The sequence below is a fragment of the Pseudomonas lyxosi genome, from assembly GCF_047758685.1.
Classification (GTDB): Bacteria; Pseudomonadota; Gammaproteobacteria; order Pseudomonadales; family Pseudomonadaceae; genus Aquipseudomonas; species Aquipseudomonas lyxosi.
The window spans coordinates 2400172-2426976 of record NZ_CP180481.1 but is presented as its reverse complement, the minus strand read 5'-3'; the positions used below and the strand labels follow the sequence as shown (position 1 = coordinate 2426976).

22 protein-coding genes are annotated in these 26805 nt (G+C 59.3%); 9 read left to right on the top strand and 13 right to left on the bottom strand.

Annotated elements, in window-relative coordinates; all coding sequences use genetic code 11:
- Positions 1-23: 23 nt before the first annotated feature.
- The 6 genes from ACMXYI_RS11180 to mreB all read right to left on the bottom strand — a co-directional run bounded on the left by ACMXYI_RS11180 (position 24) and on the right by mreB (position 8895).
- Positions 24-3827: a YhdP family protein gene (locus tag ACMXYI_RS11180; RefSeq protein WP_415773245.1), complete on the bottom strand. Its 3804-nt coding sequence runs from the start codon at positions 3825-3827 to the stop codon at positions 24-26.
- A 75-nt stretch (positions 3828-3902) separates the two neighbouring features.
- The gene (gene rng, locus ACMXYI_RS11175) at positions 3903-5360 is read right to left on the bottom strand and encodes a ribonuclease G (protein ID WP_033058026.1); all 1458 of its coding nucleotides are present in this window, start codon (positions 5358-5360) and stop codon (positions 3903-3905) included.
- A 57-nt stretch (positions 5361-5417) separates the two neighbouring features.
- A complete protein-coding gene (locus ACMXYI_RS11170) occupies positions 5418-6014 on the bottom strand; it encodes a Maf family protein (protein WP_415773244.1) in 597 nt (198 codons plus the stop codon).
- A 43-nt stretch (positions 6015-6057) separates the two neighbouring features.
- Positions 6058-6549 (bottom strand): rod shape-determining protein MreD, encoded by a 492-nt coding sequence (gene mreD / locus ACMXYI_RS11165; protein ID WP_008148886.1) that lies wholly within the window; start codon positions 6547-6549, stop codon positions 6058-6060.
- Positions 6549-7715 carry a rod shape-determining protein MreC gene (gene mreC, locus ACMXYI_RS11160; RefSeq protein WP_415773884.1) on the bottom strand — a complete coding sequence of 389 codons (1167 nt, stop codon included), beginning with the start codon at positions 7713-7715 and terminating at the stop codon, positions 6549-6551. The genes mreD and mreC overlap by 1 nt, the downstream gene beginning before the upstream one ends.
- 142 nt (positions 7716-7857) lie before the next feature.
- On the bottom strand, positions 7858-8895 hold the full coding sequence (gene mreB, locus ACMXYI_RS11155) for a rod shape-determining protein MreB (RefSeq protein WP_002555108.1): 1038 nt from the start codon (positions 8893-8895) through the stop codon (positions 7858-7860).
- A gap of 214 nt (positions 8896-9109) precedes the next feature.
- Between mreB and gatC the strand changes: the two genes are divergently transcribed.
- The 6 genes from gatC (at position 9110) to ACMXYI_RS11125 (ending at position 14327) form a co-directional block, all read left to right on the top strand.
- A complete protein-coding gene (gatC, locus tag ACMXYI_RS11150; protein ID WP_008026876.1) occupies positions 9110-9397 on the top strand; it encodes an Asp-tRNA(Asn)/Glu-tRNA(Gln) amidotransferase subunit GatC in 288 nt (95 codons plus the stop codon).
- Positions 9398-9413: 16 nt separating this feature from the next.
- A complete protein-coding gene (gene gatA / locus ACMXYI_RS11145; protein WP_123365267.1) occupies positions 9414-10865 on the top strand; it encodes an Asp-tRNA(Asn)/Glu-tRNA(Gln) amidotransferase subunit GatA in 1452 nt (483 codons plus the stop codon).
- A 10-nt stretch (positions 10866-10875) separates the two neighbouring features.
- Positions 10876-12321, top strand: coding sequence for an Asp-tRNA(Asn)/Glu-tRNA(Gln) amidotransferase subunit GatB (gene gatB, locus ACMXYI_RS11140; protein WP_095129458.1), 1446 nt, complete (start codon positions 10876-10878; stop codon positions 12319-12321).
- A gap of 148 nt (positions 12322-12469) precedes the next feature.
- Positions 12470-12844, top strand: coding sequence for a septal ring lytic transglycosylase RlpA family protein (locus ACMXYI_RS11135; protein ID WP_415773243.1), 375 nt, complete (start codon positions 12470-12472; stop codon positions 12842-12844).
- A gap of 50 nt (positions 12845-12894) precedes the next feature.
- A complete protein-coding gene (locus ACMXYI_RS11130) occupies positions 12895-13950 on the top strand; it encodes a calcium/sodium antiporter (RefSeq protein WP_415773242.1) in 1056 nt (351 codons plus the stop codon).
- The gene (locus ACMXYI_RS11125; RefSeq protein WP_223429876.1) at positions 13947-14327 is read left to right on the top strand and encodes a carboxymuconolactone decarboxylase family protein; all 381 of its coding nucleotides are present in this window, start codon (positions 13947-13949) and stop codon (positions 14325-14327) included. Before ACMXYI_RS11130 ends, ACMXYI_RS11125 begins: the two co-directional genes overlap by 4 nt.
- Here ACMXYI_RS11125 and ACMXYI_RS11120 read toward each other — a convergent pair.
- Entirely contained in the window at positions 14324-15265 is a 942-nt protein-coding gene (locus ACMXYI_RS11120; protein WP_415773241.1) for an AEC family transporter, read from the bottom strand. The genes ACMXYI_RS11125 and ACMXYI_RS11120 overlap by 4 nt on opposite strands.
- Positions 15266-15441: 176 nt before the next feature.
- Here ACMXYI_RS11120 and ACMXYI_RS11115 point away from each other — a divergent pair, with 176 nt between their 5' ends.
- Positions 15442-16611, top strand: coding sequence for an IS4 family transposase (locus ACMXYI_RS11115; protein ID WP_415768078.1), 1170 nt, complete (start codon positions 15442-15444; stop codon positions 16609-16611).
- A gap of 121 nt (positions 16612-16732) precedes the next feature.
- Here ACMXYI_RS11115 and garD read toward each other — a convergent pair whose 3' ends face one another.
- The 4 genes from garD to kdgD all read right to left on the bottom strand — a co-directional run bounded on the left by garD (position 16733) and on the right by kdgD (position 22260).
- A complete protein-coding gene (garD, locus tag ACMXYI_RS11110) occupies positions 16733-18286 on the bottom strand; it encodes a galactarate dehydratase (RefSeq protein WP_415773240.1) in 1554 nt (517 codons plus the stop codon).
- Between the two features lie 11 nt (positions 18287-18297).
- The gene (locus ACMXYI_RS11105) at positions 18298-19662 is read right to left on the bottom strand and encodes an MFS transporter (RefSeq protein ID WP_415773239.1); all 1365 of its coding nucleotides are present in this window, start codon (positions 19660-19662) and stop codon (positions 18298-18300) included.
- Positions 19663-19841: 179 nt separating this feature from the next.
- A complete protein-coding gene (locus tag ACMXYI_RS11100) occupies positions 19842-21287 on the bottom strand; it encodes an aldehyde dehydrogenase family protein (protein ID WP_415773238.1) in 1446 nt (481 codons plus the stop codon).
- A 61-nt stretch (positions 21288-21348) separates the two neighbouring features.
- Entirely contained in the window at positions 21349-22260 is a 912-nt protein-coding gene (gene kdgD, locus ACMXYI_RS11095; protein ID WP_046045831.1) for a 5-dehydro-4-deoxyglucarate dehydratase, read from the bottom strand.
- Between the two features lie 240 nt (positions 22261-22500).
- Here kdgD and ACMXYI_RS11090 point away from each other — a divergent pair, with 240 nt between their 5' ends.
- Together ACMXYI_RS11090 and ACMXYI_RS11085 are read left to right on the top strand one after the other, a co-directional pair.
- Complete coding sequence (locus tag ACMXYI_RS11090; protein WP_415773237.1) at positions 22501-23817, top strand: phospholipase; 1317 nt, start codon at positions 22501-22503, stop codon at positions 23815-23817.
- A gap of 14 nt (positions 23818-23831) precedes the next feature.
- Positions 23832-24023: a hypothetical protein gene (locus ACMXYI_RS11085; protein WP_415773236.1), complete on the top strand. Its 192-nt coding sequence runs from the start codon at positions 23832-23834 to the stop codon at positions 24021-24023.
- Between the two features lie 128 nt (positions 24024-24151).
- On the opposite strand, the gene ACMXYI_RS11080 is transcribed toward ACMXYI_RS11085, so the two are convergent.
- Together ACMXYI_RS11080 and ACMXYI_RS11075 are read right to left on the bottom strand one after the other, a co-directional pair.
- Positions 24152-24901 (bottom strand): FadR/GntR family transcriptional regulator, encoded by a 750-nt coding sequence (locus tag ACMXYI_RS11080; protein ID WP_046045828.1) that lies wholly within the window; start codon positions 24899-24901, stop codon positions 24152-24154.
- A gap of 176 nt (positions 24902-25077) precedes the next feature.
- Positions 25078-26805 carry an ABC transporter ATP-binding protein/permease gene (locus ACMXYI_RS11075; protein ID WP_415773235.1) on the bottom strand — a complete coding sequence of 576 codons (1728 nt, stop codon included), beginning with the start codon at positions 26803-26805 and terminating at the stop codon, positions 25078-25080.

The window sequence follows — 26805 nt, the reverse complement described above, 5'->3', positions numbered from 1 at the left end:
GACGTGGGCTCTGAGAAAGAAAGTCAAAAAGGCTTGTCGAAGGTGATTTTCGGCTCTTTCCACGGCCCCTTGACGGTGTATTGGACGCTGGCGAAACGCGCCACACGGTCACCGATCAGCTTATCGATCAGGAACAGCGCGCCGCCGATAGCCGGTGCACCGACGATCAGCGCGGCAATCGGCAGGTTGTTGGTCACAGGCAACGTCACCAGCAACTTGGCATCGACCTTATCGCCCACCAGGTCCAGCGTCCCGTTGAGTTCGATGTTGCTCGACGGACCGGTCAGCCGGATCGGCTCACGCGTCACGTAGACGCCGTTGGTCCCGACCAGCAGGCCTTTGACCCGGTCATAACTCAAGCCTTTGCCGAACAGGTCGGAGAAGTCCAGACGCAGCCGGCGGCCGATGGAGTTGAAGTTCAGCAAGCCAAACACGCGCAACGCCTGGGCGCTGCCCTCAACTTCAACGAACTGGCCTTTATTCAGCGAAGCATCGAGGGTTCCAGAGAAGCGCTTGGTGGCCAGCCAGGCCGGCGAACCGGGCCAGCGACCATCGACATCCATATGAAAATCTTCGCTGGTGACACTCGGCGCAAATCCCCAGCCCTTCAGTACATCGGCAAGATTCTTGCCGCTGATCCGGCCCTTGTACCAACTGCTGCTGGAACCGGGCACGCCTTCCCAACCGCCGCTGCCCTGCAGGAGAATGCCCTTGAGGCCCAGATCCAGCGTGGTAAACGCAATGCCCTTGGCGGTCGGACGAACTTTCAGATACCAGGCCCCGACGAGGTCTTTGCCCTGGAACAGCTGATTGATGGTGATATCCAGTGCCGGGATCTTCGTCGGGTCCACCGAGGCCAGCGGATCTGGCGAGTTTTCGTCGGCCAGGACGGTCGGGTCTGGCGCCGGCAAACGCACGTATTGCAGATTGATCGCAATCGGCACGGCCTTCGCATCGGGGATGCTGGCGCTGCCCTTGACCTGCTGACTGTCGAGTTGCAAAGCCCATGTGGCAGGTTTGCGGTTCAACTGCACCGACGCCTGATCGAGCGTAGTGCCGACACCGCTGAGCTTGCCAATCTTGAAATCTGCGCTGCTGAGCAACTGTTTGGCGTTGCCGCCCGGATCCTGGCCGGCGTACTTGTCTACCAGGTCCTTCCAGGGGCCGACGTCCAGTTCCGACAGTACACCGCGCACCCGCAGGCCTTTGGCGCCGGGTAGCACGGCATTACCGCCACCCAGGAACAACTCGCCACGACCGTCGGCAAAATTGCCGGGCGGTGCCGCAAACGTGAAGTTCGCCAGCTCACCGTAGTTGACCCAGTAGCGCCGCTCCGCTCCCTGCAGGGTCATGCGGAACGTGGTGTCGCGGCCGACGTCGGCCGCCATGCCGAACGGTGCCGGCAAATCGATTGCTACGCCCTTCAGGTTGGAGCTGACCATCAGTTGACTGTCGGGCCCATCAAGGTTCAGTTGCAGCTGATAAGGGATCACACCGGACACTGGCAACGGCTGAGTCACACTCAGCCAGTCAGTCAGTTTCTTGACCTCGACCTGACCCGAGGCGGCGACGCGAGTCTTGAGGTTGCCGGGGCTGCCATCGGCGAAAATCTGTGCGGTAACCGGTTTATCAAAGGCGCGCGCGGTGATGTTTTGCCCGCTCAAACCCTTGGTGCTGTCGAAACGGAAATCGCCCTTGAGCTGAGTCAATTCCAGGGTTGGCTCGGCCAGTTTCAGACGGGCCTTGGCGGTCTTGAAGTCGACGAGGATCTTCGGCTGCTCGCCTTTGACCAGTGGAATATCCAGTTTCAGTTTGCCCTGCAGATCACCCTCACCTTCCCAACCGGCAAAGGTGGCTGCGGTGCCGATCGGCGCCTCCTGGAGAATCTTCAGGCCATCGCCCAGCCCGCCGGCGAATCCACCGTCGAGGAACAGGTGGACGCTTTGCCCCGCTGGCACATGGGGGATATTGACGTAAATGTCGCTGACCTGGGTATTGAGCAACTGCCCCTTGCTGGCCAGGATCCGCACACCGCTGTCTTCAACAAACACGTCACCCGTGACGTTGCTGACATGTGGCCAGCCAGGCTGAAAGGCCAGTTCGGCGTCGTGAACCTTGAAGAACAGACTGATGCTGCGGGCCGTCTCGGCGGCCCCGTGGTTCAGCGAACCCTGGTACTGGAAGAAGCCTTCGTCCACCGCACCTTTGAGAATCGCCGTACGCAGCCATTCGTCCAGCCCCGGGCTGAGCATTGTCGGCAAGTACTTGGCGGTGTAACGACCGTCGCCGTCCACCAGACCGACCCGCAGGTCCATATAGTCTTCCTGGGTGTGGTCGAAATGCAGGCGGATCAGGAAGTCGCCGGCAATCTTGCCCTCCTCGCCCAGTACCTTCAGGTACGGCGCGATCAAGGTGAAGGCTTCTTTATCGAGTTTCCAGGTCAGTCGGGCATTAGCCTGAATGTACTGCCATGGCTTGGCGAAGATCGGGTCCAGGTGCAGGGAAAAATCCTTGCTGTCCATGCGCAGCTCGCCACCGCCCAGATCACCGCTGATGCTGCCACTGACATTTCGTGCCGCCGGAGCGCCGTGATAGGCATCGAAGCCGACCCGATCCAGGTTGGCGGCAAAGCTGAATTTGCTGTCGTCGGTGGCATTGGGCCGGAAGTCGATCAGGACATTGCGCAGGCCACCGGTCACTTTGAGTCGCTCGACGGCCGTAGCAACGCCTTCAGGCAGCGGCCCCAAGGCATTCAGTATCGGGGTGATCGGGGTGAGATCGAGACGGTCGGCTTGCAGATGCCAAAGCTCTTCAGTCTTGTCGGTCGCCACGTTTTGTTTGAGTTGCAGATGCGATTCCCAACGGGTCTCGCCAAGGCTCATGGCCAGCGAATCCAGGGTGATCAGGGCGCCTTCGGAACTGCGCTGGAAATAGCCATTGAGTGCCAGATTGTTGATCTGGATCGGCTTGCGCTCGCCGTACGCGCCCTTGAGTTGCGGCGCGTTCAAGCGAATTGCAGCACTCTGCAGGGCGCCCTTGTTCCAGTTCACCCAAAGCTCGCCGCCGGCCTTGAGCTCGGAAAAATTCCATTGTTGGGTCAGGCGCTCAGGCAACCATTTCGACCAGTCGCTTTGCGGCAGGCTCAAATAAGCTTCGGCCTCGCCGTCTTTCCATTCGCTGGCGCGCAGACGGGTACGCAGACTGATGGCCACCGGTTGTCCGTCGGGCAGGGTCAATCGGGCGTCGAGTCGCTGGCGGGAGACGCCGGTTTTCAGATTCAGCCCGACGTAAGTCAGGGTCAGCGGCTGCTCTTGCAATGGCTGCAAAGTGACTTGGCTATCGAGTACCGACAGTTGCTGAACCATCTGCATGCGATTGAGCAATTGCTCAGGATCCAGCGGCTGATCCTGCTGCACCGGCAAGCCTTCCAGCGCCCAATGGCCGTCCTCGCCTTCCTTGAGGCTGATCTTCAGGCCGCTGAGTTCCAGGTGAGCGATGCGCACTTCACGAGCCATCAGACTGGCCCACAGATCCGGCACCGCGCGCACCTGATCCAGACGCAGGGCATTGGCGCCCTCGCCGACCATCACGTCGTGAGCCAGCATGATCGGCGCAAAGCCGCTCCAGTTGCCTTCCAGTTCACCGATAGTCAGCGGCATACCCAAGGCAGCGCTGGCTTTGGCTTCGACTTCGGCACGGTACTCGGCCACCAGCGGCGTCAGCTCTCGGCCGAGGCTGACGTACAACGCCATCAACACCAACACCAACGCACACAGCCCCAGACCCCAACGGGTCAATGCGGCCAAAATGCGTGTCAGACGTTCCATGTCAGTTGGCTCCCATGGCAAAAATACTGCAAAAAGCTGAGGCCAGCCGTTCTAGCAGAGTTGAAAGACAGCGATTCAGAGCAGCACCACGTCGTATTGTTCCTGGGAATACATGGTTTCCACCTGGAACCGGATGGTGCGTCCGATAAAACCTTCGAGTTCGGCGACATTGCCCGACTCTTCATCGAGCAAACGGTCGACCACTTTCTGGTTTGCCAATACACGATAGCCTTCCGCCTGATAGGCGCGAGCCTCTCGGAGGATTTCGCGGAAAATCTCGTAGCAAACGGTTTCCGGCGTCTTGAGCTTGCCGCGGCCCTGACAGCTGCTGCACGGCTCGCACAGCACTTGTTCAAGACTTTCGCGGGTGCGCTTGCGAGTCATCTGCACCAGGCCCAACTCGGTGATGCCGATGATGTTGGTCTTGGCGTGATCGCGTTCCAGTTGCTTCTCGAGCGTGCGCAGCACCTGACGCTGGTGCTCCTCATCTTCCATGTCGATGAAGTCGATGATGATGATCCCGCCCAGGTTGCGCAGGCGCAGCTGGCGAGCAATGGCGGTCGCGGCTTCGAGGTTGGTCTTGAAAATGGTTTCTTCGAGGTTGCGATGACCGACGAACGCCCCGGTGTTGACGTCGATGGTGCTCATGGCTTCCGCCGGATCGACCACCAGGTAACCGCCGGACTTCAGCGGGACTTTGCGCTCCAGGGCTTTCTGGATTTCGTCTTCGACGCCGTACAGGTCGAAGATCGGCCGTTCACCCGGGTAATGCTCAAGACGATCGGCGATTTCCGGCATCAGCTCGGCGACGAACTGTGTGGTTTTCTGGAAGGTTTCCCGGGAGTCGATCCGGATCTTCTCGATCTTCGGGCTCACCAGGTCACGCAAAGTGCGCAGCGCCAGGCCGAGGTCTTCGTAGATCACACTCGGCGCGCTGATGGTTTTGATCTGCTCGTTGATCTGATCCCAGAGACGACGCAGGTAGCGAATGTCCATGAGGATTTCATCGGCACCGGCACCTTCGGCAGCGGTACGCAGGATGAAGCCACCGGCCTCCTGGATGCCTTCTTTGGCCACGCAATCAGTGACCACTTGTTTGAGACGTTCACGCTCGGCTTCGTCTTCAATCTTCAACGAAATGCCAACGTGTGCAGTGCGCGGCATGTACACCAGATAACGCGAGGGAATCGACAACTGAGTCGTCAGGCGTGCGCCTTTGGAGCCGATCGGGTCCTTGGTCACTTGCACCACCAGGCTCTGGCCTTCATGAACCAGAGCGCTGATGCTCTCGACCGCCGGGCCTTCGCGCAGGGAGATTTCCGAGGCGTGAATGAACGCGGCGCGATCCAGTCCGATGTCGACGAATGCCGCTTGCATGCCGGGCAATACCCGCACGACCTTGCCTTTATAGATGTTGCCGACGATCCCGCGCTTTTGCGTGCGCTCGACGTGGACCTCTTGCAGAACACCGTTTTCAACCACCGCCACGCGCGATTCCATCGGCGTGATGTTGATCAGGATCTCTTCACTCATGGCAGGGTCTCGTTCAGGCATGTTCACGATAATGGCCGCATCTTGTCAGTACGACGCTCAACGCGCGTTAAGGGTTTGCCAACAGGGTATGCCGAAATGGCCCAGCAGCTCAGCGGTTTCGCACAGCGGTAGTCCGACCACCGCCGAGTAACTGCCATTGAGCCCGGCGACAAACACCGCACCGAGTCCTTGAATGCCGTAGCCGCCGGCCTTGTCCTGCGGCTCGCCGCTGGCCCAATAGGCCATCGCTTCATCGCGACTGATGTTGCGAAAACGCACCAGACTGCTCACCACCCGAGACTCGCAACGTTCGCCGTCGAGTACCGCAATCGCCGTCAGGACTTCATGCTCACACCCGGACAACATCATAAGCATGGCGCACGCCTCGGCTTCATCAACCGGCTTGCCGAGAATTTTTCCGTCCAGCACCACGGCGGTGTCGGCGCCCAGCACGCAAAAATCTGCGTCGGACACGACGGTCCCCCGCCCGGCCTCGGCTTTGCCGCGCGCCAGGCGCTCGACATAGGCCGAAGGGGATTCATTTTCCAAAGGGGTTTCATCGATGTCCGCGCTGATGGCGGAGAACGGCACGCCGATCTGCGTGAGCAGTTCACGCCGACGCGGCGAGCCTGAGGCAAGGTAAACAAGTTTCATCAAGACATCTCCCTGTCGAGGTGCGGGCAAATGCCTGACCGAATTAATTGATTTTGTAGCGTCGACGCAAACCGCGCAAACCGTAGCTGATCCATGGCCAGAGCAATGCGCTGACCAATGCCGGCAAGACCAGCGCCAGCGTCGGCTGACGATTGCCGGTCAGGGCGCTGAGCCATAGTTGAACAAGTTGTGCGAGGCCGAAGATCACCAGGATCACCAGGCTCTGTTGCCACATCGGGAACATGCGCAGGCGTTGTTGCAGCGCCAGCACCAGGTACGTGATCAGCGTCAGGATCAATGCGTTCTGGCCCAGCAGCGTGCCATAAAGCACGTCTTCGGCCAGGCCCAGGCACCACGCGGTGACCATCCCGACTTTCTGCGGCATGGCCAACGCCCAGAACGCCAGCAGCAAGGCCAGCCACAGTGGACGGAGGATTTCCATGAATTGTGGCAGCGGCGAAACGCTGAGCAGCATGCCTATGGCGAATGTCAGCCAGACCATCCAGCCGTTTCGGGAGGCAGTAGCACCAACCATTATTCTCGTCCCCCAGTGGTAGCCGGCGCAGAGACAGGCGGTTTGGCGGCAGGCCTCATGGCAGCGGGTGGCGTGGCCGGCGGTTTAGCGGCCGCAGGTTGCGTCGCGGGCGGCTTGCTGGCGGCAGGTTTCGCAGGAGCAGGATGAGTTGCCGCAGGTTTGGGCGGGGTTGTGGCAGCAGGGGCAGCAGGGGCCGTCGTCGGCGCAACCGGAGCCACGGGCGCAGCAACAGCAGCCGGGACGATGGCAGGTTTCGGTACTGTCGCTGGAATGATCGGTCCACCACCGTGTTGGTCCAGGGCTTCTTGAGCCTGGGCAGCTTCGTTGGCGCGTTCTTCGGCTGTGCGGCCGTCAGTGAACACCAGCAACAGGTAACGGCTACGGTTCAACGCGGCGGTCGGTACGGCACGCACAATAGCGAACGGTTGACCGGAATCGTGAATCACTTCCTTGACCGTCGCTACCGGATAACCCGCCGGGAACCGCTGACCCAGACCGGAGCTGACCAGCAGATCGCCTTCTTTAATGTCGGCGGTATCGGCCACATGACGCAGCTCCAGGCGTTCCGGATTGCCGGTGCCGCTGGCAATCGCCCGCAGACCGTTGCGGTTCACCTGCACCGGAATGCTGTGAGTGGTGTCGGTCAGCAACAGCACACGGGAGGTGTACGGCATCAACTCGACCACCTGGCCCATCAGGCCGCGGGCATCGAGTACCGGCTGACCGAGGACCACACCGTCGCGCTCACCTTTATTGATGATGATGCGGTGAGTGAAGGGATTGGGGTCCATGCCGATCAACTCGGCCACTTCGACCTTCTCGTTGACCAGCGCGGAGGAGTTGAGCAATTCGCGCAGCCGAACGTTCTGCTCGGTGAGGGCGGCAAGCTTTTGCATGCGGCCCTGCAACAGCAGGTTTTCGGTTTTGAGTTTTTCGTTTTCGGCGACGAGCTCGGTACGGCTGCCAAATTGGCTGGCCACACCCTGCCATAACCGCTGCGGCAGGTCGGTGATCCAGTAAGACTGCATCAGTACCAGCGACATTTGGCTACGCACTGGCTTGAACAGTGTGAAGCGGGCATCGACCACCATCAGCGCGACCGATAGCACGACCAGCACCAACAAGCGCACGCCCAGTGAAGGCCCTTTGGTGAAAAGCGGTTTAATAAGCCGCTCCTCCCAGGCAAATGTTCTCTTTATTCATACGGCATCAAACCGGCCTGGATGCAGACTGACAGAAGATAAACGTCAACAGGCAGCACCGCAAAGTGCTGCCTGCGCGCCAACAGCATAGATGCGTCGGGCGAGATCACTCGCTCGACAGCAGGTCCATGGTGTGTTTATCCATCATTTCCAATGCACGGCCACCGCCGCGAGCAACACAGGTCAGCGGGTCTTCGGCAACGATTACCGGCAGACCGGTTTCCTGGGCCAGCAACTTGTCGAGGTCACGCAGCAAGGCGCCACCACCGGTCAGTACCAGACCACGCTCGGCGATATCGGAAGCCAGTTCCGGAGGCGATTGCTCCAGTGCACTTTTCACAGCCTGAACGATGGTGGCCAGGGACTCTTGCAGAGCTTCCAGCACTTCGTTGGAGTTCAGGGTGAATGCGCGCGGAACGCCTTCGGCCAGGTTACGGCCACGAACGTCGACTTCGCGAACTTCGCCGCCCGGGTAGGCAGTACCGATTTCCTGCTTGATGCGCTCGGCAGTGGATTCGCCGATCAGGCTGCCGTAGTTGCGACGCACGTAGGTGATGATCGCTTCGTCGAAGCGGTCGCCGCCAACCCGTACGGACTCGGCGTAAACCACACCGTTCAGGGAGATCAGCGCGATTTCAGTGGTACCGCCACCGATATCGACAACCATCGAGCCGCGAGCTTCTTCAACCGGCAAGCCGGCACCGATCGCCGCCGCCATTGGCTCTTCGATCAGGAACACTTCACGGGCACCGGCACCAAGGGCCGACTCACGGATGGCACGACGCTCAACCTGGGTGGATTTGCACGGAACGCAGATCAGCACACGAGGGCTAGGCTGCAGGAAGCTGTTTTCGTGAACCTTGTTGATAAAGTACTGCAGCATCTTTTCGCAAACGCTGAAGTCGGCGATCACGCCATCCTTCATCGGACGAATGGCAGCAATGTTGCCCGGCGTACGGCCGAGCATGCGCTTGGCTTCGGTGCCGACAGCAACGACACTTTTCTGGTTACCGTGTGTCCGAATAGCCACAACCGAGGGCTCATTCAGGACGATACCGCGCTCGCGCACGTAAATAAGGGTGTTGGCAGTGCCCAGGTCAATGGAAAGATCGCTGGAAAACATGCCACGCAGTTTCTTGAACATGGGAAAGGGACCCTAGGCAACGCGTGGGTAAAAAAGTGCGGCAAACTCTAACAACGACAGGGATTTTGGGCAAGGCGCCAATATGTTAAATTGGCCGCTTTTCTGTGCACCAACCCCCACAATCGCGGCCTTATGACCGTAGAAATGCGGTAGTGTTCCGACAATCTAACACACGGATAGCATCCGTTCTGTTTTCCTTCCACTGGAGAATCCCATGACGCTTGAACGCTCCGACGTGGAAAAAATCGCTCATCTGGCCTGTCTTGGCCTTAATGATGCCGATCTTCCACACATCACTTCGGCCCTGAACAGCATTCTGGGGCTGGTCGACGAAATGCAGGCGGTCAATACCGACGGTATCGAGCCGCTCGCCCACCCACTGGAAGCCAGCCAGCGCCTGCGTGCAGACGTCGTGACCGAGACCAATCATCGCGAGGCCTATCAGTCCATCGCACCAGCGGTCGAAAACGGCCTGTACCTGGTTCCGAAAGTCATCGACTAAAGGGAAAGAGCCTGCAATGCATCAATTGACTCTGGCCGAGATCGCCCGCGGTCTCGCCGATAAAAAGTTTTCCTCCGAAGAGCTGACCAAAACCCTGCTGGCGCGTATCGCCCAGCTCGATCCTCAGCTCAACAGTTTCATCAGCCTCACCGAAGACCTGGCGCTCCAGCAGGCGAAAGCCGCTGACGCACGCCGCGCCAATGGTGAGAGCGGCGCCCTGCTCGGTGCGCCGATCGCCCACAAAGACCTGTTCTGCACCCAGGGCATCCGCACCAGCTGCGGCTCGAAGATGCTCGACAACTTTAAAGCCCCGTACGACGCCACCGTGGTCGCCAAGCTGGCCGCTGCTGGTGCCGTGACGCTGGGCAAGACCAACATGGACGAATTCGCCATGGGTTCGGCCAACGAGTCGAGCTACTACGGCGCAGTGAAAAACCCGTGGAACCTGGAACACGTGCCCGGCGGCTCGTCCGGTGGTTCGGCTGCGGCCGTTGCCGCTCGTCTGTTGCCGGCCGCGACCGCGACCGACACCGGCGGCTCGATCCGCCAGCCGGCCGCGTTTACCAACCTGACCGGTCTGAAACCGACGTACGGTCGCGTTTCGCGCTGGGGCATGATCGCCTACGCCTCCAGTCTCGATCAGGGCGGCCCATTGGCGCGCACTGCCGAAGACTGCGCCATCCTGCTGCAAGGCATGGCCGGTTTCGACCCGCAAGACTCCACCAGCATCGACGAGCCCGTGCCTGATTACAGCGCCGGCCTCAACGGTTCGCTGCAAGGCCTGCGCATCGGTGTTCCTAAAGAGTATTTCAGCGCCGGTCTCGACCCGCGCATTGCCGAGCTGATCCACAACAGCGTCAAGGAGCTGGAAAAGCTCGGTGCCGTGGTCAAGGAAATCAGCCTGCCGAACATGCAGCACGCGATCCCTGCGTACTACGTGATCGCCCCGGCAGAAGCCTCTTCCAACCTGTCGCGTTTCGACGGCGTACGTTTCGGCTATCGCTGTGAAGACCCGAAAAACCTGATCGACCTGTACAAGCGTTCCCGTGGCGAAGGTTTCGGCCCGGAAGTGCAGCGCCGGATCATGGTCGGTGCCTACGCGCTGTCCGCCGGTTACTACGACGCCTACTACCTGAAGGCGCAGAAGATTCGCCGTCTGGTGAAGAACGACTTCATGGCTGCCTTCAATGAGGTCGACATCATCCTCGGCCCAACCACGCCGAACCCGGCCTGGAAGCTTGGCGCCAAGAGCAGCGACCCGGTTGCTGCGTACCTGGAAGACGTCTACACCATCACCGCCAACCTCGCCGGTCTGCCGGGCTTGTCCATGCCAGCCGGTTTTGTCGACGGCCTGCCGGTCGGCGTGCAATTGCTCGCCCCGTATTTCCAGGAAGGTCGCCTGTTGAACGTTGCCCACCAGTATCAGCTCAACACTGACTGGCACACCCGCACCCCAACCGGCTTCTGAGGAGAAACACATGCAATGGGAAGTCGTGATCGGGCTGGAGATTCACACCCAGCTCACCACCCGGTCGAAAATCTTTTCCGGTAGTTCCACCACTTTCGGTTCCGAGCCGAACACCCAGGCCAGCCTGGTTGACCTCGGTATGCCTGGCGTATTGCCGGTGCTGAACCAGGAAGCGGTGCGCATGGCGGTAATGTTCGGTCTGGCGATTGATGCCGAGATCGGCCAGCACAACGTGTTCGCCCGTAAAAACTATTTCTACCCGGACCTGCCGAAGGGCTACCAGATCAGCCAGATGGAATTGCCGATCGTCGGCAAAGGCCACCTGGACATCGCGCTGGAAGACGGCACGGTCAAGCGCGTCGGCATCACCCGCGCGCACCTGGAAGAAGACGCCGGTAAAAGCCTGCACGAAGAATTCAGCGGCGCCACCGGCATCGACCTGAACCGTGCCGGCACGCCGCTGCTGGAAATCGTTTCCGAGCCGGACATGCGCAGCGCCAAGGAAGCCGTGGCTTACGTCAAGGCTGTCCACGCGATGGTCCGTTACCTGGGCATTTGCGACGGCAACATGGCCGAAGGCTCGCTGCGTTGCGACTGCAACGTGTCGATCCGTCCGAAAGGCCAGGTTGAGTTCGGCACGCGCTGCGAGATCAAGAACGTCAACTCGTTCCGCTTCATCGAGAAGGCGATCAACACCGAAGTACAGCGTCAGATCGAACTGATCGAAGACGGCGGCAGGGTGATCCAGCAGACCCGTCTGTACGATCCGAACAAGGACGAAACCCGTCCGATGCGCAGCAAAGAGGAAGCCAACGACTATCGTTACTTCCCCGATCCGGACCTGCTGCCGGTGGTCATCGAAGACTCGTTCCTCGACGACGTGCGCGCCACCCTGCCGGAATTGCCACCGCAGAAACGCGAGCGTTTCCAGGCGCAGTTCGGTCTGTCGGTCTACGACGCCAGCGTCCTGGCCACCAGCCGCGAGCAAGCCGATTACTTCGAGAAAGTCGTGAGCATCGGCGGCGACGCCAAGCTGGCGGCCAACTGGGTGATGGTTGAACTGGGCAGTCTGTTGAACAAACAGGGCCTGGACATCGATCAGTCGCCGGTCTCGGCCGAGCAACTGGGCGGCATGCTGCTGCGCATCACCGACAACACCATCTCCGGCAAGATCGCCAAAGTGGTGTTTGAAGCCATGGCCAACGGCGAAGGCAGCGCGGACGAGATCATCGACAAGCGCGGCTTGAAGCAAGTGACCGACACGGGCGCGATCTCGGCAGTGCTCGACGAGATGCTCGCGGCCAATGCCGAACAAGTTGAACAGTACCGCGCGGCAGACGAAGCCAAACGCGGCAAGATGTTCGGCTTCTTCGTCGGCCAGGCCATGAAAGCCTCCAAAGGCAAGGCTAACCCGCAACAGGTTAACGAACTGCTGAAAAGCAAGCTCGAAGGCTGATGAGAATGGAGCCAGCACTCAAAACTGGCTCTGATCCCTGTGGGAGCGGGCTTGCTCGCGAATGCGGTATTTCAGTCAACATTGATGTTGGATGTGATACCCCTTCGCGAGCAAGCCCGCTCCCACATTTGTATGTGGAAACCTTCGAATGAAACGCTTCCTCGGTACCTGTGCCCTGCTCTCTCTGCTGGCCGGTTGCGCCAGCACCGACACCATCGATCCACACGGCTATGACAAGACCGGTGTTGCCTCGTATTACGGCGCCAAACACCAAGGTAAACGCACCGCCAGTGGCGAGCGTTTCAACAAGAACTCCCTGACCGCCGCCCATCGCCAGTTGCCCTTTGGCACGCGAGTGAAGGTCACCAATCTGAACAACGACAAATCATGCGTGGTTCGCATCAACGATCGCGGACCGCACACCCGTGGGCGTCTGATCGATGTTTCACATGAAGCGGCCGAACAACTGGGTATGCTCAGAAGCGGCACCGCGAAGGTTCGCGTGCAGGCCCTCGACGACTGATAGACGGAGCGCTGACCATTTTCGGACTTGCCGATTTACCCCTGATCAGCGTGATTGAATTGCTCAGCGGCTTGCTGTTGCTCATCGCCGGCGCCGAACTGATGGTACGCGCCGCCGTGCGTCTCGCCGCGCGCCTGCATGTACGACCGCTGATTATCGGCCTGACCATCGTCGCCCTCGGCAGCAGCGCACCGCAGATGGCGGTCAGCCTGCAAGCCACCTTGGCGCAGAACGCCGACATTGCCGTCGGCAGCGTAATCGGCAGTAGCATCTTCAACATCCTCGTCACCCTCGGGCTCTCGGCGCTGATCATCCCGCTGCGGGTTTCACGGCAACTGGTGCGCCTGGATATTCCGCTGATGATCGGCGCCAGCCTGCTGGTGTTCATATTGGCGTGGAACGAAGAACTGACCCGCGTGGACGGCATCATTCTGCTGGCCGCACTGGCGCTGTATCTGGGCCTGCTGCTGCGCCAGTCGCGGCACTCGGCCCGTCCGCCATCCCATGACAAAACACCAGCGCCGTGGTTCAGCAGCTTGCTGATGATCGTCACGGGATTGGCGATGCTGGTCTACGCCGGGCACTTGCTGCTGGGCGCGGCAGTTTCGGTCGCGACCGATCTGGGATTGTCGGAGCGGATCATCGGCCTGACCATCGTCGCCGTCAGCACCTCCCTGCCGGAACTGGCCACTTCGTTGATTGCCGCCTTGCGCGGTCAGCGCGACATTGCCGTGGGCAACGTGATCGGCAGCAACCTGTTCAACCTCCTGGGTGTGCTGGGCTTCACCGCGTTGATCGCGCCGTCGCCGCTGTCGGTATCGCCCAACGCCCTGGCTTTCGATTTGCCAGTGATGCTCGGCGTCGCGACGTTGTGTCTGCCGGCGTTCTATTCCGGCTACCGGGTAACCCGCGCCGAAGGTCTGATGTTTTTGGGTTTGTATCTGGCTTACGGTCTGCACGTGGTGTCGTTCACCACCGGCATGCCGCTGGCCGGCAAGCTTGAACACCTGATGCTGTTTTTTGTCCTGCCGGCGCTGGTGGCGTTTTTTCTGTTCACGTCGCTGCGCGCCTGGCGTCGCCAACACCACAATAAGGAATTGCCATGACCGATGATAAAAAGCCTGGGGTTGAAGTCCGCCGCCAAGTGATGGGCGACGCCTTCGTCGACCGCGCGCTGGGCAATGCCACCGAGTTCACTCAACCGCTGCAGGATTTCGTCAACGAGCACGCCTGGGGCGGAGTCTGGAACCGCGAAGGTTTGCCATTGAAAACCCGGAGCCTGATCACCCTCGCCGCCCTGACCGCGTTGAAGTGCCCGCAGGAACTGAAAGGTCACGTGCGTGGTGCGCTGAACAATGGCTGCACCGTGGAAGAGATTCGTGAAGCGCTGCTGCATTGCGCGGTGTATGCCGGTGTCCCGGCAGCCATCGATGCGTTTCGCGCGGCGCAGGAAGTGATCGACAGCTACCAGAAAGCCGACTAGATCCACCCGCCCCACTGCAACAGGAAGATCCCGATGTTGGTGGTGATCGCCGCCATCAACGTGGTGATCACGATGATCGCTGCCGCCAGTTCATGATTGCCATTGGCCTGACGGGCCATGACAAAACTGGCCGCGGCGGTCGGGCTGCCGAAGTACAGGAACAGAATCCCCAACTCCGCACCACGAAAGCCCCAGAGCCACGCTCCCAGTGTCGCCAGTACCGGTAGGCCGATCATCTTCACCAGGCTTGAGCTGAGCGCCATGTTGCCGCTTTTGCGCAGTGCCGCCAGCGACAGCGTGCCACCGATGCAGATCAACGCCAACGGCAAGGTGGTTTGCGCCAGGTATTGACCGGACGTCTCCAGCCATCCCGGCAAGCTGATCTTGAAATACGCAAACGGTGCCGCCGCAAACACGCTGATGATCAGCGGATTGACCATCACGCTTTTGCAGATGCTCCAGGGGTCGGACTTGATCACCGGGCTGTACACCGCCAGCACAATGGTCGAGAGCGTGTTGTAAAACAGGATGACCAACGCCGCGAGAATCGCCCCGAGGGAAATCCCGTAGTCGCCGTACATGCTTGCCGCCAGTGCGAGGCCGATCACCCCGTTATTGCCGCGAAAGGCGCCCTGGGTGTAGATCCCCCGGTCTTCCCGCGGGCACTTCCAGATCGCCCAGCCCCAGGCGATGGCAAAACACACCAGCGTCGCCAGCGAGAAGTAGATGAGCAGCGCCGGTTGCAACGCGGCGTGCAGGTCGGCATGCAGGATGCCCAGAAACAACAATGCCGGCATGGTGACGTTGAACACCAGTGCCGACGCAGTGTGGATGAAGTTGTCGTTGATCCAGTCGATGCGCTTGAGCAGCGCCCCCAGAAACAGCATGGCAAACACCGGCGCGGTGATGTTCAGGGTTTCGAGGAAGATAGCCAGCATGCCGGGGGTAACCTTGGGTGAGCGTCGTTAGGGGGCTAATGATAAGCCACTTTCACCCGGATCGTTCCCATGCTCCGCGTCACTAGTGTCCGGTAAAAACCGAAGGGGGAGCTTGCTCCCCCTTGCTGTGCCTGCTTCGTAAGCAATAATCAGGTTTTCAGACTTGATTTTCGCCCATGTTCAGCAGCACTCGATTTGCGCAAATGCTTCAAGCCCTTCCTCATCAGCTCTTCAAAGCCGCCGTCAAACGCTGTGGCGCTGATCGTTACGCCAAACAATTCACGTCCTGGGATCTGCTCGTCACGCTGATTTACGGTCAGCTGACGCAAGCCAAAAGCTTGCGTACGTTGGCGACAGCCTCGCAGTCGCTGCAACCCCATCGCCACCACCTCAACGCCAAGAACATGGTGCGTTCGACCCTTTGTGATGCGTTGAACAAGCGCAGCTCAGAGCCGTTTCGGCTGGCCTGTGAGCACTTGCTTCAAGGCATTGGCCGCAAGCAGCGCAAGTCGCTCGAAGCCATGATCACCCTGATCGATTCGACCTCGATCAGCCTGCGCGGACCCGGTTTTGACGAATGGACCACCGCGACGAAAACCCGCATAACCCAAGGCTTGAAGGTACATGTGGCCATCGATCCACAGCAAACAGCCCCGACTTACGTAAACATCACCGCCGCCAACGTCAACGATCTGAGCGATGCCCTGACCATGCCGCTTGAAGCAGGTATGACGTACGTTTTCGACAAGGGTTACTGCGACTACAACTGGTGGCACCAGATTGATCAGATGGGTTCTTTCTTCGTCACCCGACTGAAGAAAAACGCCAATCTAAAGCCGGTAGAAAATTTGAGGGAAAAGGATGCACCCGAATTCATTGAGGCGGACGAATCGGTATTGTTCGGGAAGAAATACCTGAACACTCGACGTCCGAATCTCTACCAAAATCAGGCTGTGCGTCGGGTTCAGATCCGCCGAGAGGACCACGAAACGCCATTGATTCTGGTCACCAACGACTTCTCTCGCTCAGCGGAGGAGATCGCCGATCTGTACAAACAACGTTGGCAGATCGAACTGTTTTTTAAGTGGATCAAGCAAAACCTCAAGCTCAAACGGTATTTCGGCTTCTCTGAAAATGCCGTTCGTTTGCAGATCTACAGCGCCTTGATTACCTATCTTTTGCTGCATCTTTATCAGCGCCGTTCAGGTTGCTCGGGATCTATTTCAGACTTTGCCATTCGGCTAACCCACAGCTTGTTCGAACGCCCATTAAGCATTGAACACCTTGAACAGCGAAGGCAAAAGCGAACAAAGCTGAAGGCTGCCCAAGGCAGCCTTCAGCTTTGAAAAGGTTTTACCGGACACTAGTGATGCTCCGCGTGGGAATGCCTCTTGTGATGCTCCGCGTCACGCTTTGGGACGCAGAGCGTCCCGGGCTGCATTCCCACGCAGAGCGTGGGAACGATCATTACGTGATGGGCGCCGGGTTAAACAGGGTGATGTCGTTATGCAGCTTGTGCTTCTCGGCCCACGTCTGCTTCTTGCCGCTGGCCACATCCAGGTAGTAGTGAAACAACTCCCAGCCAAGGTCCTCAATCGAAGCCCGCCCGGTCGCAATCCGTCCGGCATCGATGTCGATCAAATCCGGCCAACGCTGCGCCAGCTCGGTCCGGGTCGACACCTTAACCACCGGCGCCATCGCCAAACCATACGGCGTGCCACGTCCGGTGGTGAACACGTGCAGGTTCATCCCCGCCGCCAATTGCAACGTCCCGCAGACAAAGTCACTGGCCGGGGTCGCACAGAAAATCAGGCCTTTGCGCTTGAACCGTTCACCAGGGCCAAGCACCCCGTTGATCGCGCTGCTGCCGGATTTGACGATCGAGCCCAGGGACTTCTCGACAATGTTCGACAACCCACCCTTCTTGTTGCCCGGCGTGGTGTTGGCGCTGCGATCCGCTTCGCCCTTGGCCAGGTAACGGTCGTACCAGTCCATTTCGCGCACCAGTTCCTGAGCGACTTCTTCTGTTTCCGCACGGGAAGTCAGCAGGTAAATCGCGTCGCGCACTTCGGTGACTTCGGAAAACATCACCGTCGCACCCGCGCGCAATAACAGGTCCGAGGCATAGCCCAACGCCGGGTTGGCGGTGATCCCGGAAAACGCATCGCTGCCGCCGCACTGCATGCCGAGAATCAGCTCGGACGCCGGCACGGTTTCCCGGCGGCGCTGATCGAGCTTCTTCAAACGGGTTTCGGCCAACGACATGATCTGCTCGATCATCTCGGTGAAACCGTGACTGGAATCCTGCAAGCGGTACAGCCACGGATCGCTCAAATCCACCGAGCTGTCGTTCTCGTGCATCACCTGCCCGGCCTGCAATTTCTCGCAGCCCAGGCTGATCACCAACGCTTCGCCACCCAGGTTCGGGTTGCGCGCCAGGTTGCGCACGGTACGAATCGGGATGTACGCGTCAGTCGCGGTAATCGCCACGCCACAGCCGTAACTGTGGGTCAGCGCCACCACGTCATCGACGTTCGGGTACTTGGGCAGCAACTCGTCCTTGATGCGCTTGACCGCGTGATCCAGCACGCCGGTGACGCACTGAACCGTCGTGGTAATCCCGAGAATGTTGCGCGTGCCGACGGTGCCGTCGGCGTTGCGATAACCCTCGAACGTGAAGCCTTCCAGCGGTGCCTGCGCCGCCGGCACTTCGGTAGACAGCGGCAAGCTGTCCAGCGGTGGCGCGGTCGGCATGCGCAGTTGATCTTCCTTGACCCAGCTGCCGCGCGGAATCGGCTGCAACGCGTAGCCGATGGTCTGGCCGTAACGAATCACCTGGCCACCCTCGGGAATGTCTTCCAGGGTGACCTTGTGGCTCTGTGGCACGAAGTCCACGGTGACCAGGCCGTCCGGAAACTCGGTGCCGGCCGGCACGCCTTGGTCATTGACTACGATTACTACGTTGTCCCGCTCGTGCAGGCGGATGTAGCGCGGCGAGTCGGAATGTTCAATCAACTGCATGACGCCGCTCCTCAGGAATGCGCTTCAGATAATTTGGTCAGCTCAGGACCGGTGCTTGGCGGCTCTTTGAGCACCACACGTTTGATCGGACCGACGATCACCAGGTAACTGAACACCGCGACCAGTGCGTTGCAACCGACAAACACCAGCGCCCATTTGAACGAACCGGTGGAGCTGATGATGTAGCCGATGACGATCGGGGTGGTGATCGAAGCGATGTTGCCGAAGGTGTTGAACAAGCCACCGCTGAGACCGGCGATCTGTTTTGGCGAGGTGTCAGACACCACGGCCCAACCCAGCGCACCCACGCCTTTACCGAAGAATGCCAAGGCCATGAAGCCGACGACCATCCATTCAACGTCCACGTAGTTGCAGGCCACGATGCTGCTGGAGACCAGCAAGCCAGCAATGATCGGCGCCTTGCGGGCGAAGGTCAGCGAGTGGCCCTTGCGCAGCAGGTAGTCGGAAATCACCCCCCCGAGCACTCCACCAATGAAGCCGCAGATCGCTGGCAACGAGGCAATGAATCCCGCCTTGAGGATGGTCATCCCGCGTTCTTGCACCAGGTACACCGGGAACCAGGTCAGGAAGAAGTAGGTGATGCCGTTGATGCAGTACTGGCCCAGATACACGCCGAGCATCATGCGGTTAGTCAGCAACTGGCGGATGTAGTCCCACTTCGGACCGTCGACCTTTTTGCCTTTGCCTTTGTCCTGGTCCATGTCGACCATGCCGCCGTTATCGGCGATGTGCTTGAACTCGGCGTCATTAATCATCGGGTGTTGGCGCGGGCTGTGGATAACCTTCAGCCAGATCCCCGAGAAGATGATGCCGATCACGCCCATGACGATGAACACGTGCTGCCAGCCGAAGCTGTAAACGATCCACCCCATCAGCGGCGCGAACAACACAGTGGCGAAGTATTGCGCCGAGTTGAAAATCGCAGACGCCGTACCGCGTTCAGCGGTCGGGAACCAGGCCGCAACGATTCGCGCGTTACCGGGGAAGGATGGCGCTTCGGCCAGGCCTACCAGGAAGCGCAGCATGAACAGCGCAACCACCGCCGTGGACATGCCGAACTCACCGACATAGCCCTGCAACACGGTGAACAGCGACCAGGTGAAGATGCTGAGCGCGTAGATTTTTTTCGAGCCGAAACGGTCCAGCAACCAGCCACCGGGAATTTGCCCGGCCACGTAGGCCCAACCGAATGCGGAGAAGATATAACCGAGAGTGACCGCGTCGATGCCGAGGTCTTTTTGCAGGCTGGAGCCTGCGATGGCGATGGTAGCCCGGTCGGCGTAGTTGATCGTGGTCACCAGAAAAAGCATGAGCAAAATCAAATAGCGGACGTGGGTCGGCTTGGTCGCTTGCATGTAGATGTACTCCCACTGATTATTTTTATGCGCGGGTGAAACTGTTTATCCCTGTAGCAGCTGTCGAGTGAAACGAGGCTGCGATCTTTTGATCTTTAAAAGCAGAGATCGCAGCCTCGTTTCACTCGACAGCTCCTACAAGGGTTGCGGTATCGATGCCGATACCGCGATGTTTCCTGTCAGGAGCCGATGTAGCTAGTCTTCACCACGGTGTAGAACTCTTGCGCGTAGCGACCTTGCTCGCGGGAGCCATAGGATGAACCTTTACGCCCACCGAATGGAACGTGGTAGTCCACGCCCGCCGTCGGCAGGTTGACCATCACCATCCCGGCCTGGGAGTGGCGCTTGAAGTGGTTGGCGTACTTCAACGACGTGGTGGCAATGCCCGCCGACAGACCGAATTCGGTGTCGTTGGCCATGGCCAGCGCAGCCTCGTAATCCGCGACGCGAACCACGTTGGCCACCGGGCCGAAGATCTCTTCGCGGCTGATACGCATCGCGGCTTCGCTGTCGGCAAACAGGGTTGGCGCGAGGTAATAGCCTTCGGTATCGCAGGTCACCAGACCGCCGCCGCTGACCAGACGTGCACCTTCGGACTGGCCGATGTCGATGTACTTCATGTCCTGTTCAAGCTGCGCTTGCGAGACGACCGGACCGATGTCGGTGCCGGCTTTCAGCGCGTGACCGACCTTGATCGACTTCATGCGCTCAGCCACGGCTTCGACGAACTTGTCGTGAATCCCGGCAGTGACAATGAAGCGGCTCGAGGCAGTGCAACGCTGGCCAGTGGAGTAGAACGCGCTCTGTACCGACAGCTCGACCGCTTGCTTGAGGTCGGCGTCGTCGAGAATAATCTGCGGGTTCTTGCCGCCCATTTCCAGCTGAACCTTGGCTTGGCGCGACACGCAACTTACCGCGATCTGACGACCAACGCCCACAGAACCGGTGAAGCTGATGCCGTCGACTTTCGGGCTCTGAACCAGCGCATCGCCAACCACTCGACCGCTGCCCATCACCAGGTTGAACACGCCGGCCGGGAAACCTGCGCGGGAGATGATTTCAGCCAGTGCCCAAGCGCAACCCGGCACCAGATCGGCGGGTTTCAGCACGACGCAGTTGCCATAGGCCAGGGCCGGGGCGATTTTCCATGCCGGGATCGCGATCGGGAAGTTCCATGGTGTGATCAGACCGACCACACCCAGCGCTTCGCGCGTCACTTCGACATTCACACCCGGACGTACCGACGGCAGATAGTCGCCGGACAGACGCAGGCATTCACCGGCGAAGAACTTGAAGATGTTACCGGCGCGAGTTACTTCGCCGATGGCTTCGGGCAGGGTCTTGCCCTCTTCCCGAGCCAGCAAGGTGCCGAGCTCTTCGCGGCGAGCGAGGATTTCAGTGCCGACTTTATCCAGCGAATCGTGGCGAGCCTGGATGCCCGACGTGGACCAGGCCGGGAACGCAGCGCGAGCGGCGTCGATGGCGGCGTGAACCTGAGCCAGATCGGCTTTGGCGTACTCGCCAATGGTGTCGGTCAATTCGGACGGGTTGATGTTGGTGGAGTAATCGCTACCCGCAACCCATTCACCGTTGATGTAGTTATCAAAACGCTTTGCATTTGCCACTGGATATTCTCCTCACGCAAAAGGCCGCTGATTACTCAGCGGCCTTGTTTAATCGGGTGTGTTACTGAGCACCTTGCTTGTCGATCAGCGCGGCGAGCATTTCATACTCTTCGCCGGTCAGATCGGTCAGCGGTGCACGCACTGGACCTGCGTCATAGCCGACAATTTTTGCCCCGGCCTTGACGATGCTCACCGCATAGCCGGCTTTGCGGTTACGGATGTCCAGGTATGGCAGGAAGAAGTCGTCGATGATCTTGCCGACCGTGGCGTGATCTTCGCGGGCAATGGCGTGGTAGAAATCCATCGCGGTTTTCGGGATGAAGTTGAACACCGCCGAGGAGTAGACCGGTACGCCCAAGGCCTTGTAAGCCGCGGCGTAGACTTCGGCGGTCGGCAAACCTCCCAGGTAGCTGAAGCGATCACCGAGGCGGCGACGAATCGACACCATCAACTCGATATCGCCCAGGCCATCCTTGTAGCCGATCAGGTTCGGGCAGCGCTCGGCCAAACGTTCCAGCAGCGGCGCGGTCAGGCGGCAGACGTTGCGGTTGTAAACCACCACGCCGATTTTTACCGATTTGCACACAGCTTCAACGTGGGCGGCAACGCCGTCCTGGCTGGCTTCGGTCAGGTAGTGCGGCAGCAGCAACAAGCCTTTGGCGCCCAGACGCTCGGCTTCCTGTGCGTATTCGATGGCTTGACGAGTGGAACCGCCAACGCCGGCCAGAATCGGCACGCTGGTTTCGCAGGTGTCGACGGCAGTCTTGATGATTTCCGAATATTCGCTGGCCGCCAGAGAGAAGAACTCACCGGTGCCGCCCGCGGCGAACAATGCCGAGGCGCCGTATGGGGCTAGCCATTCGAGACGTTTGATATAGCCCGCGCGATGGAAGTCGCCCTGAGCATTGAAATCGGTAACCGGGAAAGACAGCAGACCGGAAGAGAGGATGGACTTCAGTTCTTGTGGATTCATTATTCGAACACCCTGGATAGCGACGTATGTGTGTGTGAGGAAACCGTTCAGCCTTCGCCGAAGTTGTAGGTCATCGTACAACTTAAATAATAACCGTCAACTGCATTTCATCGCCAACCGCAGAATTTGAGTCGGAAAGGTATTTTCTTGACGTAGGAAATTTCTCATCTATGATCCAGACAACTGTATATACATACAGTTATTTTTTGATCGTACCGACGACATATCAAGGAGATAGAAATGTCAGGTCTACACGCACAACCGAAGGAAAAACCGAAACAGGTCATTGCCAAGCTGGATGATCTTTTTACCGAACATGGCATCCCTCTCATCGGGGATAACCAACACGTGGTCTTGCAGATTGCTGATCATTACAGCCCTACGACTCCCCTTCCCGCGCCTCTGCCCACAGCCTCCGAAAAAGCCCTGAAAGGCAAGCCACAGCTGAGGTTTGAGGGTGGCGAACACACCGCCATCGGCGACAGCACCCTGCTGCGTTTCGTCAAGGATGCACCGGCTATCCCGGCTTCGCAGGTGGAGCTGCATTTACCCAATGGGCTGGCGCTGACTTATGGCCAGGTCGTTGCGCTGGGGGGAGATTTTTATGGAATTCCCGATCAACCGATCAGCGAAGGCGCAACAGCCGCCGACCGAATCCAGCGTTTTACCAATGCCTTCAACTCGCTGGCCGTGCTGCCTGCTTCTAACGCTGAGGCCAAGCTGATCCTCGGCGTGATGCAAAAGGAAATCGCCGCGATCAAGCAGGCGATCAAGGACGGTAAACAACCTCACGAGGCTTATGACGCCCTCGGTGATACGTTGTCGGAAGAGTGGAACAAGATCACCGGCGGCGGCAGTGTCGTCTCGGCGCTGTTCCCATTTGGCCGCTACCTGAAACTGGCCGCCAACAATGCCGATCACTTCGCCGAATGGGCACTGCTGGCCTACATCGCCGGTCACACCGCGGCTGTGCAACAAGCAGTGCTGGCCCACGCCAGCGGCGATGAAAAGCAGTTGGAGCTGGCCTATGCGATGAACGCTTTTGCCGATCACTACCTGACCGACCTGTTTTCCGCCGGCCACCTGCGAGTGCCGCGCAAACAATTGGCAGCGGTGGTTACACCCAGCGATCTGGGTTCGTTGATCACGCGTTTCATGCACGACGAAGACAGCAAGTTCGGCCTCAATGTGCGCAATGGCAGCGGCGATCAATGGCATGCGTATGGGGACAAACGCTACTTCGACGCCATCGATAGCGCCAATCGCACCCAGGTGAATCAGGCGGTGCAAGTGTCTGCAGATGAAGTGTTTGCGGCTTATCTCAGCGGGATCGCACCGTCGGCCGGCAGCTTTGCTGCGTTGAAAAAACTGCCTGATCTTCAAGCGGTGCTGAACCCGACGGGTAATTTCTCGCCATTGTTCAAGGTCGAGGGCAACAAGGTGTTGCGGCGTAAAGACGTCAACAACCTGAACGACACCGCCACCGTGGATGACTGGTGGGGCTGGAGCACTTATTTGCTGCTCAAGGATTACAAACCCACTGGCAACGTTGCCTGATAAGGAGATCGATGATGACTATCAAATTGAAACTGGAACTGGCTTCGGGGCAATCGCTGAAGGGTGCGCCGTTGGAGTTGTTGGCTAAGGGAGTACCGATTGCTCGGGCGGTGGTTGATGAGTATGGGCATGTGGCGTTCGATGCCAAACAGGGGGCTACTGACTTTGCGGTGCGGGTGGATCGTTCGATCCTGAGAACTGGCTGAACCACTCACCTGATCGTTCCCACGCTCCCGCGTGGGAATGCCTCTTGTGACGCTCTGCGTCACGCTTTGGGACGCGGAGCGTCCCGGGCTGCATTCCCACGCAGAGCGTGGGAACGATCAATAACTTCTTAACCGCGCTGCGCCTCAGCCTCTTCATGCGCATGACGCAGCCGCTCCCGGCTATTCGTCAGATGCAACCGCATCGCCGCCCGCGCTGCATCCGAATCCTGCCGCGCAATCGCATCGTAAATCTCTTCGTGCTCCCGACTCAGACGATTCATGTAGTGCTGCTGATCGTCATGGGCCAGGCGCGCGGAGTTTAGGCGCGTACGCGGAATGATGCTGGTGCCCAGGTGGGTCATGATGTCAGTGAAATAGCGGTTGCCCGTCGCCAGGGCGATTTGCAGGTGGAACTGGAAGTCTGACGCCACCGCATCGCTGGCATGAGAGACACTTTCATTCAACGCATCCAGCGCAGCACGCATCAACGCCAGCTGCTCGGGGCTGCGACGTTGCGCGGCGAGGCCGGCGGATTCCACTTCGAGGCTGATGCGCAGTTCCAGAATCGCCAGCACATCCCGCAGCGTGACCACGGTCGCCGGGTCGATACGGAAGCCGCTCGGGCTCGGGGTATCGAGCACAAAAGTACCGATGCCGTGGCGGGTTTCAACCTGCCCGGCCGCCTGCAAACGGGAAATCGCCTCGCGCACCACGGTGCGGCTGACGCCATGGGCATCCATGATCGCCGACTCGGTGGGCAACTTGTCGCCACGCTTGAGGTGACCGTCGCGGATCTGCTCGGACAGCACCGTCACCAGTTCCTGAGCGAGGCTGCGGCGCTTGCGAGGGAGGCGTGGTGCGTCGATCGGGTTTTCCATGGTGAACGTCTTTCTCGAAAGTTGCGGCTGAAACCGCATCATAGCTCAACGCGGTTGTACGATCACCTAACCCCTGTAGGAGCATGGCTTGCCCGCGATGAACGATGACGCGGTTCTTCAAATAAACCGCGTCAAGGCTATCGCGAGCAAGCTTTGCTCCTACGGGATTGGGGTGTTCAGGCGGTCACGGTCTGGTCCACCAGATGCCCATTCTCGATACGCACATGCCGTGGATGGAACCGCTTCAGGCTGCTGCGATGCCCGACGCTGACAATGCTCAATCCCGGAATCTCATCGATCAAGGTCTGATACATCAACGCTTCGTCCTCCTCGTCCATCGCCGAGGTCGCTTCGTCCATGTACAGCCATTGCGGTGCATACAGCAGCGCACGGGCAAAGGCCAGACGTTGCTGCTCACCCGGCGACAACATGCGCTGCCAGTGATTGGCTTCGTCCAGGCGGGCAACGAGGTGCGGCAAACGGCAGGCTTCCAGCACGTGAACGTAGCGCTCGTGCGGATACGTATCGCCAGACTGTGGATAACTCAGCGCTTCACGCAGGCTGCCAATCGGCAGATACGGTTTTTGCGGCAGGAACAGATAACGCCCCGTCGGCAGACGAATGCTGCCGTGGCCAGCGGGCCAAAGGTGCCCCATCGCTCGGAACAAAGTGGATTTACCGCTGCCGGAGCGACCGCTGAGCATGACGCGCTCGCCCTCTTCCACGGTCATGTCGGCGCTGGTCAGCAGATGACGACCGTCGGCCAGATCGAGGCCAAGGTTATGCACCTTCAACGCCGACCCCGAATTCTGTACATCGATGGCCGGTGCACGCTCTTCGTTGTCAGTCATGGCCTGGCGGAAACTGAGCAGACGATCACAGGTGGCGCGCCATTCGGCAAGGTCCTGGTACGCCGTGATGAACCAACTGAAGTTGTCCTGGACGTTAGCGAACGCCGAGTTGATTTGCATCAGCTCACCCAGCTCGATCTTGCCAGCGAAGTAACGCGGCGAGGCGACCATGAACGGAAAGATGACTGCAATCTGCTCATAACCGGACGTAAAGAAGGTCAGGCGCTTGGACACTTTCATGATGTCCCAGAAGTTGTGCCAGACCATCCCGAAACGGCTGCTCAAGCGGCGGTTCTCATTAGGCTCGCCGTTGTACAGCGCAATGCTTTCGGCATTCTCGCGAACCCGAACCATGGAGAAACGCAGGTCGGCTTCGAAACGTTGCTGGTTGTTGTTGAGGCCGATCAGGCGGCGGCCAATCAAATGCGTCAGCCAACTGGCGACGGCGGCGTAAACCAGCGCGCACCAGAACATGTAGCCGGGAATCGTGAAACCAAACACTTCGATACTGCCCGACACGCCCCACAGAATGATCGAGAACGATACGAGGCTGACGACGTTGCGAATCAACCCGAGCCCCAGACCCAACGTGTTGGTGGTGAATTTATTGAGGTCTTCGGAAATCCGCTGGTCCGGGTTATCGGTGTAACCGCCCTGCTCCAGCTGGTAGTAATTCTTGTTGTCGAGCCAACGGGTAAAATGCTTCTCGGTGAGCCAGGCCCGCCAGCGGATGGTCAGCATCTGGGTCAGGTAGAGCCGATACACCGCGCCAAGAATGGCCACCGCCGCAATGCCGCAGAAATAAAGGATCAACTGCCAGAAGGCCGCTTCGTCCTTTTTTTGCAGGGCGTTGTAGAAGTCCTTGTACCAACTGTTGACCCACACCGAAATCGCTACGCTGAACAGCGACAGCGCGATCACGGCGATCAGCAACGTCCAGGCCTTGCCCTTCTCTTCGCTGCGCCAGTAAGGGGTGGTCATCGCCCAGACTTTGCGAAAAAACTGCCCGCGCACAGCATCATTGACCGCGGAATATTCAGCGTTCTGATTCAT

Bases quoted from the DNA above. Each gene is read 5' to 3' on its own strand.
- ACMXYI_RS11180 (WP_415773245.1), bottom strand. From the start codon at position 3,827: ATGGAACGTCTGACACGCATTTTGGCCGCATTGACCCGTTGGGGTCTG.
- rng (WP_033058026.1), bottom strand. From the start codon at position 5,360: ATGAGTGAAGAGATCCTGATCAACATCACGCCGATGGAATCGCGCGTG.
- ACMXYI_RS11170 (WP_415773244.1), bottom strand. From the start codon at position 6,014: ATGAAACTTGTTTACCTTGCCTCAGGCTCGCCGCGTCGGCGTGAACTG.
- mreD (WP_008148886.1), bottom strand. From the start codon at position 6,549: ATGGTTGGTGCTACTGCCTCCCGAAACGGCTGGATGGTCTGGCTGACA.
- mreB (WP_002555108.1), bottom strand. From the start codon at position 8,895: ATGTTCAAGAAACTGCGTGGCATGTTTTCCAGCGATCTTTCCATTGAC.
- gatC (WP_008026876.1), top strand. From the start codon at position 9,110: ATGACGCTTGAACGCTCCGACGTGGAAAAAATCGCTCATCTGGCCTGT.
- gatA (WP_123365267.1), top strand. From the start codon at position 9,414: ATGCATCAATTGACTCTGGCCGAGATCGCCCGCGGTCTCGCCGATAAA.
- gatB (WP_095129458.1), top strand. From the start codon at position 10,876: ATGCAATGGGAAGTCGTGATCGGGCTGGAGATTCACACCCAGCTCACC.
- ACMXYI_RS11135 (WP_415773243.1), top strand. From the start codon at position 12,470: ATGAAACGCTTCCTCGGTACCTGTGCCCTGCTCTCTCTGCTGGCCGGT.
- ACMXYI_RS11125 (WP_223429876.1), top strand. From the start codon at position 13,947: ATGACCGATGATAAAAAGCCTGGGGTTGAAGTCCGCCGCCAAGTGATG.
- ACMXYI_RS11120 (WP_415773241.1), bottom strand. From the start codon at position 15,265: ATGCTGGCTATCTTCCTCGAAACCCTGAACATCACCGCGCCGGTGTTT.
- ACMXYI_RS11115 (WP_415768078.1), top strand. From the start codon at position 15,442: ATGTTCAGCAGCACTCGATTTGCGCAAATGCTTCAAGCCCTTCCTCAT.
- garD (WP_415773240.1), bottom strand. From the start codon at position 18,286: ATGCAGTTGATTGAACATTCCGACTCGCCGCGCTACATCCGCCTGCAC.
- ACMXYI_RS11105 (WP_415773239.1), bottom strand. From the start codon at position 19,662: ATGCAAGCGACCAAGCCGACCCACGTCCGCTATTTGATTTTGCTCATG.
- kdgD (WP_046045831.1), bottom strand. From the start codon at position 22,260: ATGAATCCACAAGAACTGAAGTCCATCCTCTCTTCCGGTCTGCTGTCT.
- ACMXYI_RS11090 (WP_415773237.1), top strand. From the start codon at position 22,501: ATGTCAGGTCTACACGCACAACCGAAGGAAAAACCGAAACAGGTCATT.
- ACMXYI_RS11085 (WP_415773236.1), top strand. From the start codon at position 23,832: ATGACTATCAAATTGAAACTGGAACTGGCTTCGGGGCAATCGCTGAAG.
- ACMXYI_RS11080 (WP_046045828.1), bottom strand. From the start codon at position 24,901: ATGGAAAACCCGATCGACGCACCACGCCTCCCTCGCAAGCGCCGCAGC.
- ACMXYI_RS11075 (WP_415773235.1), bottom strand. From the start codon at position 26,805: ATGAATCAGAACGCTGAATATTCCGCGGTCAATGATGCTGTGCGCGGG.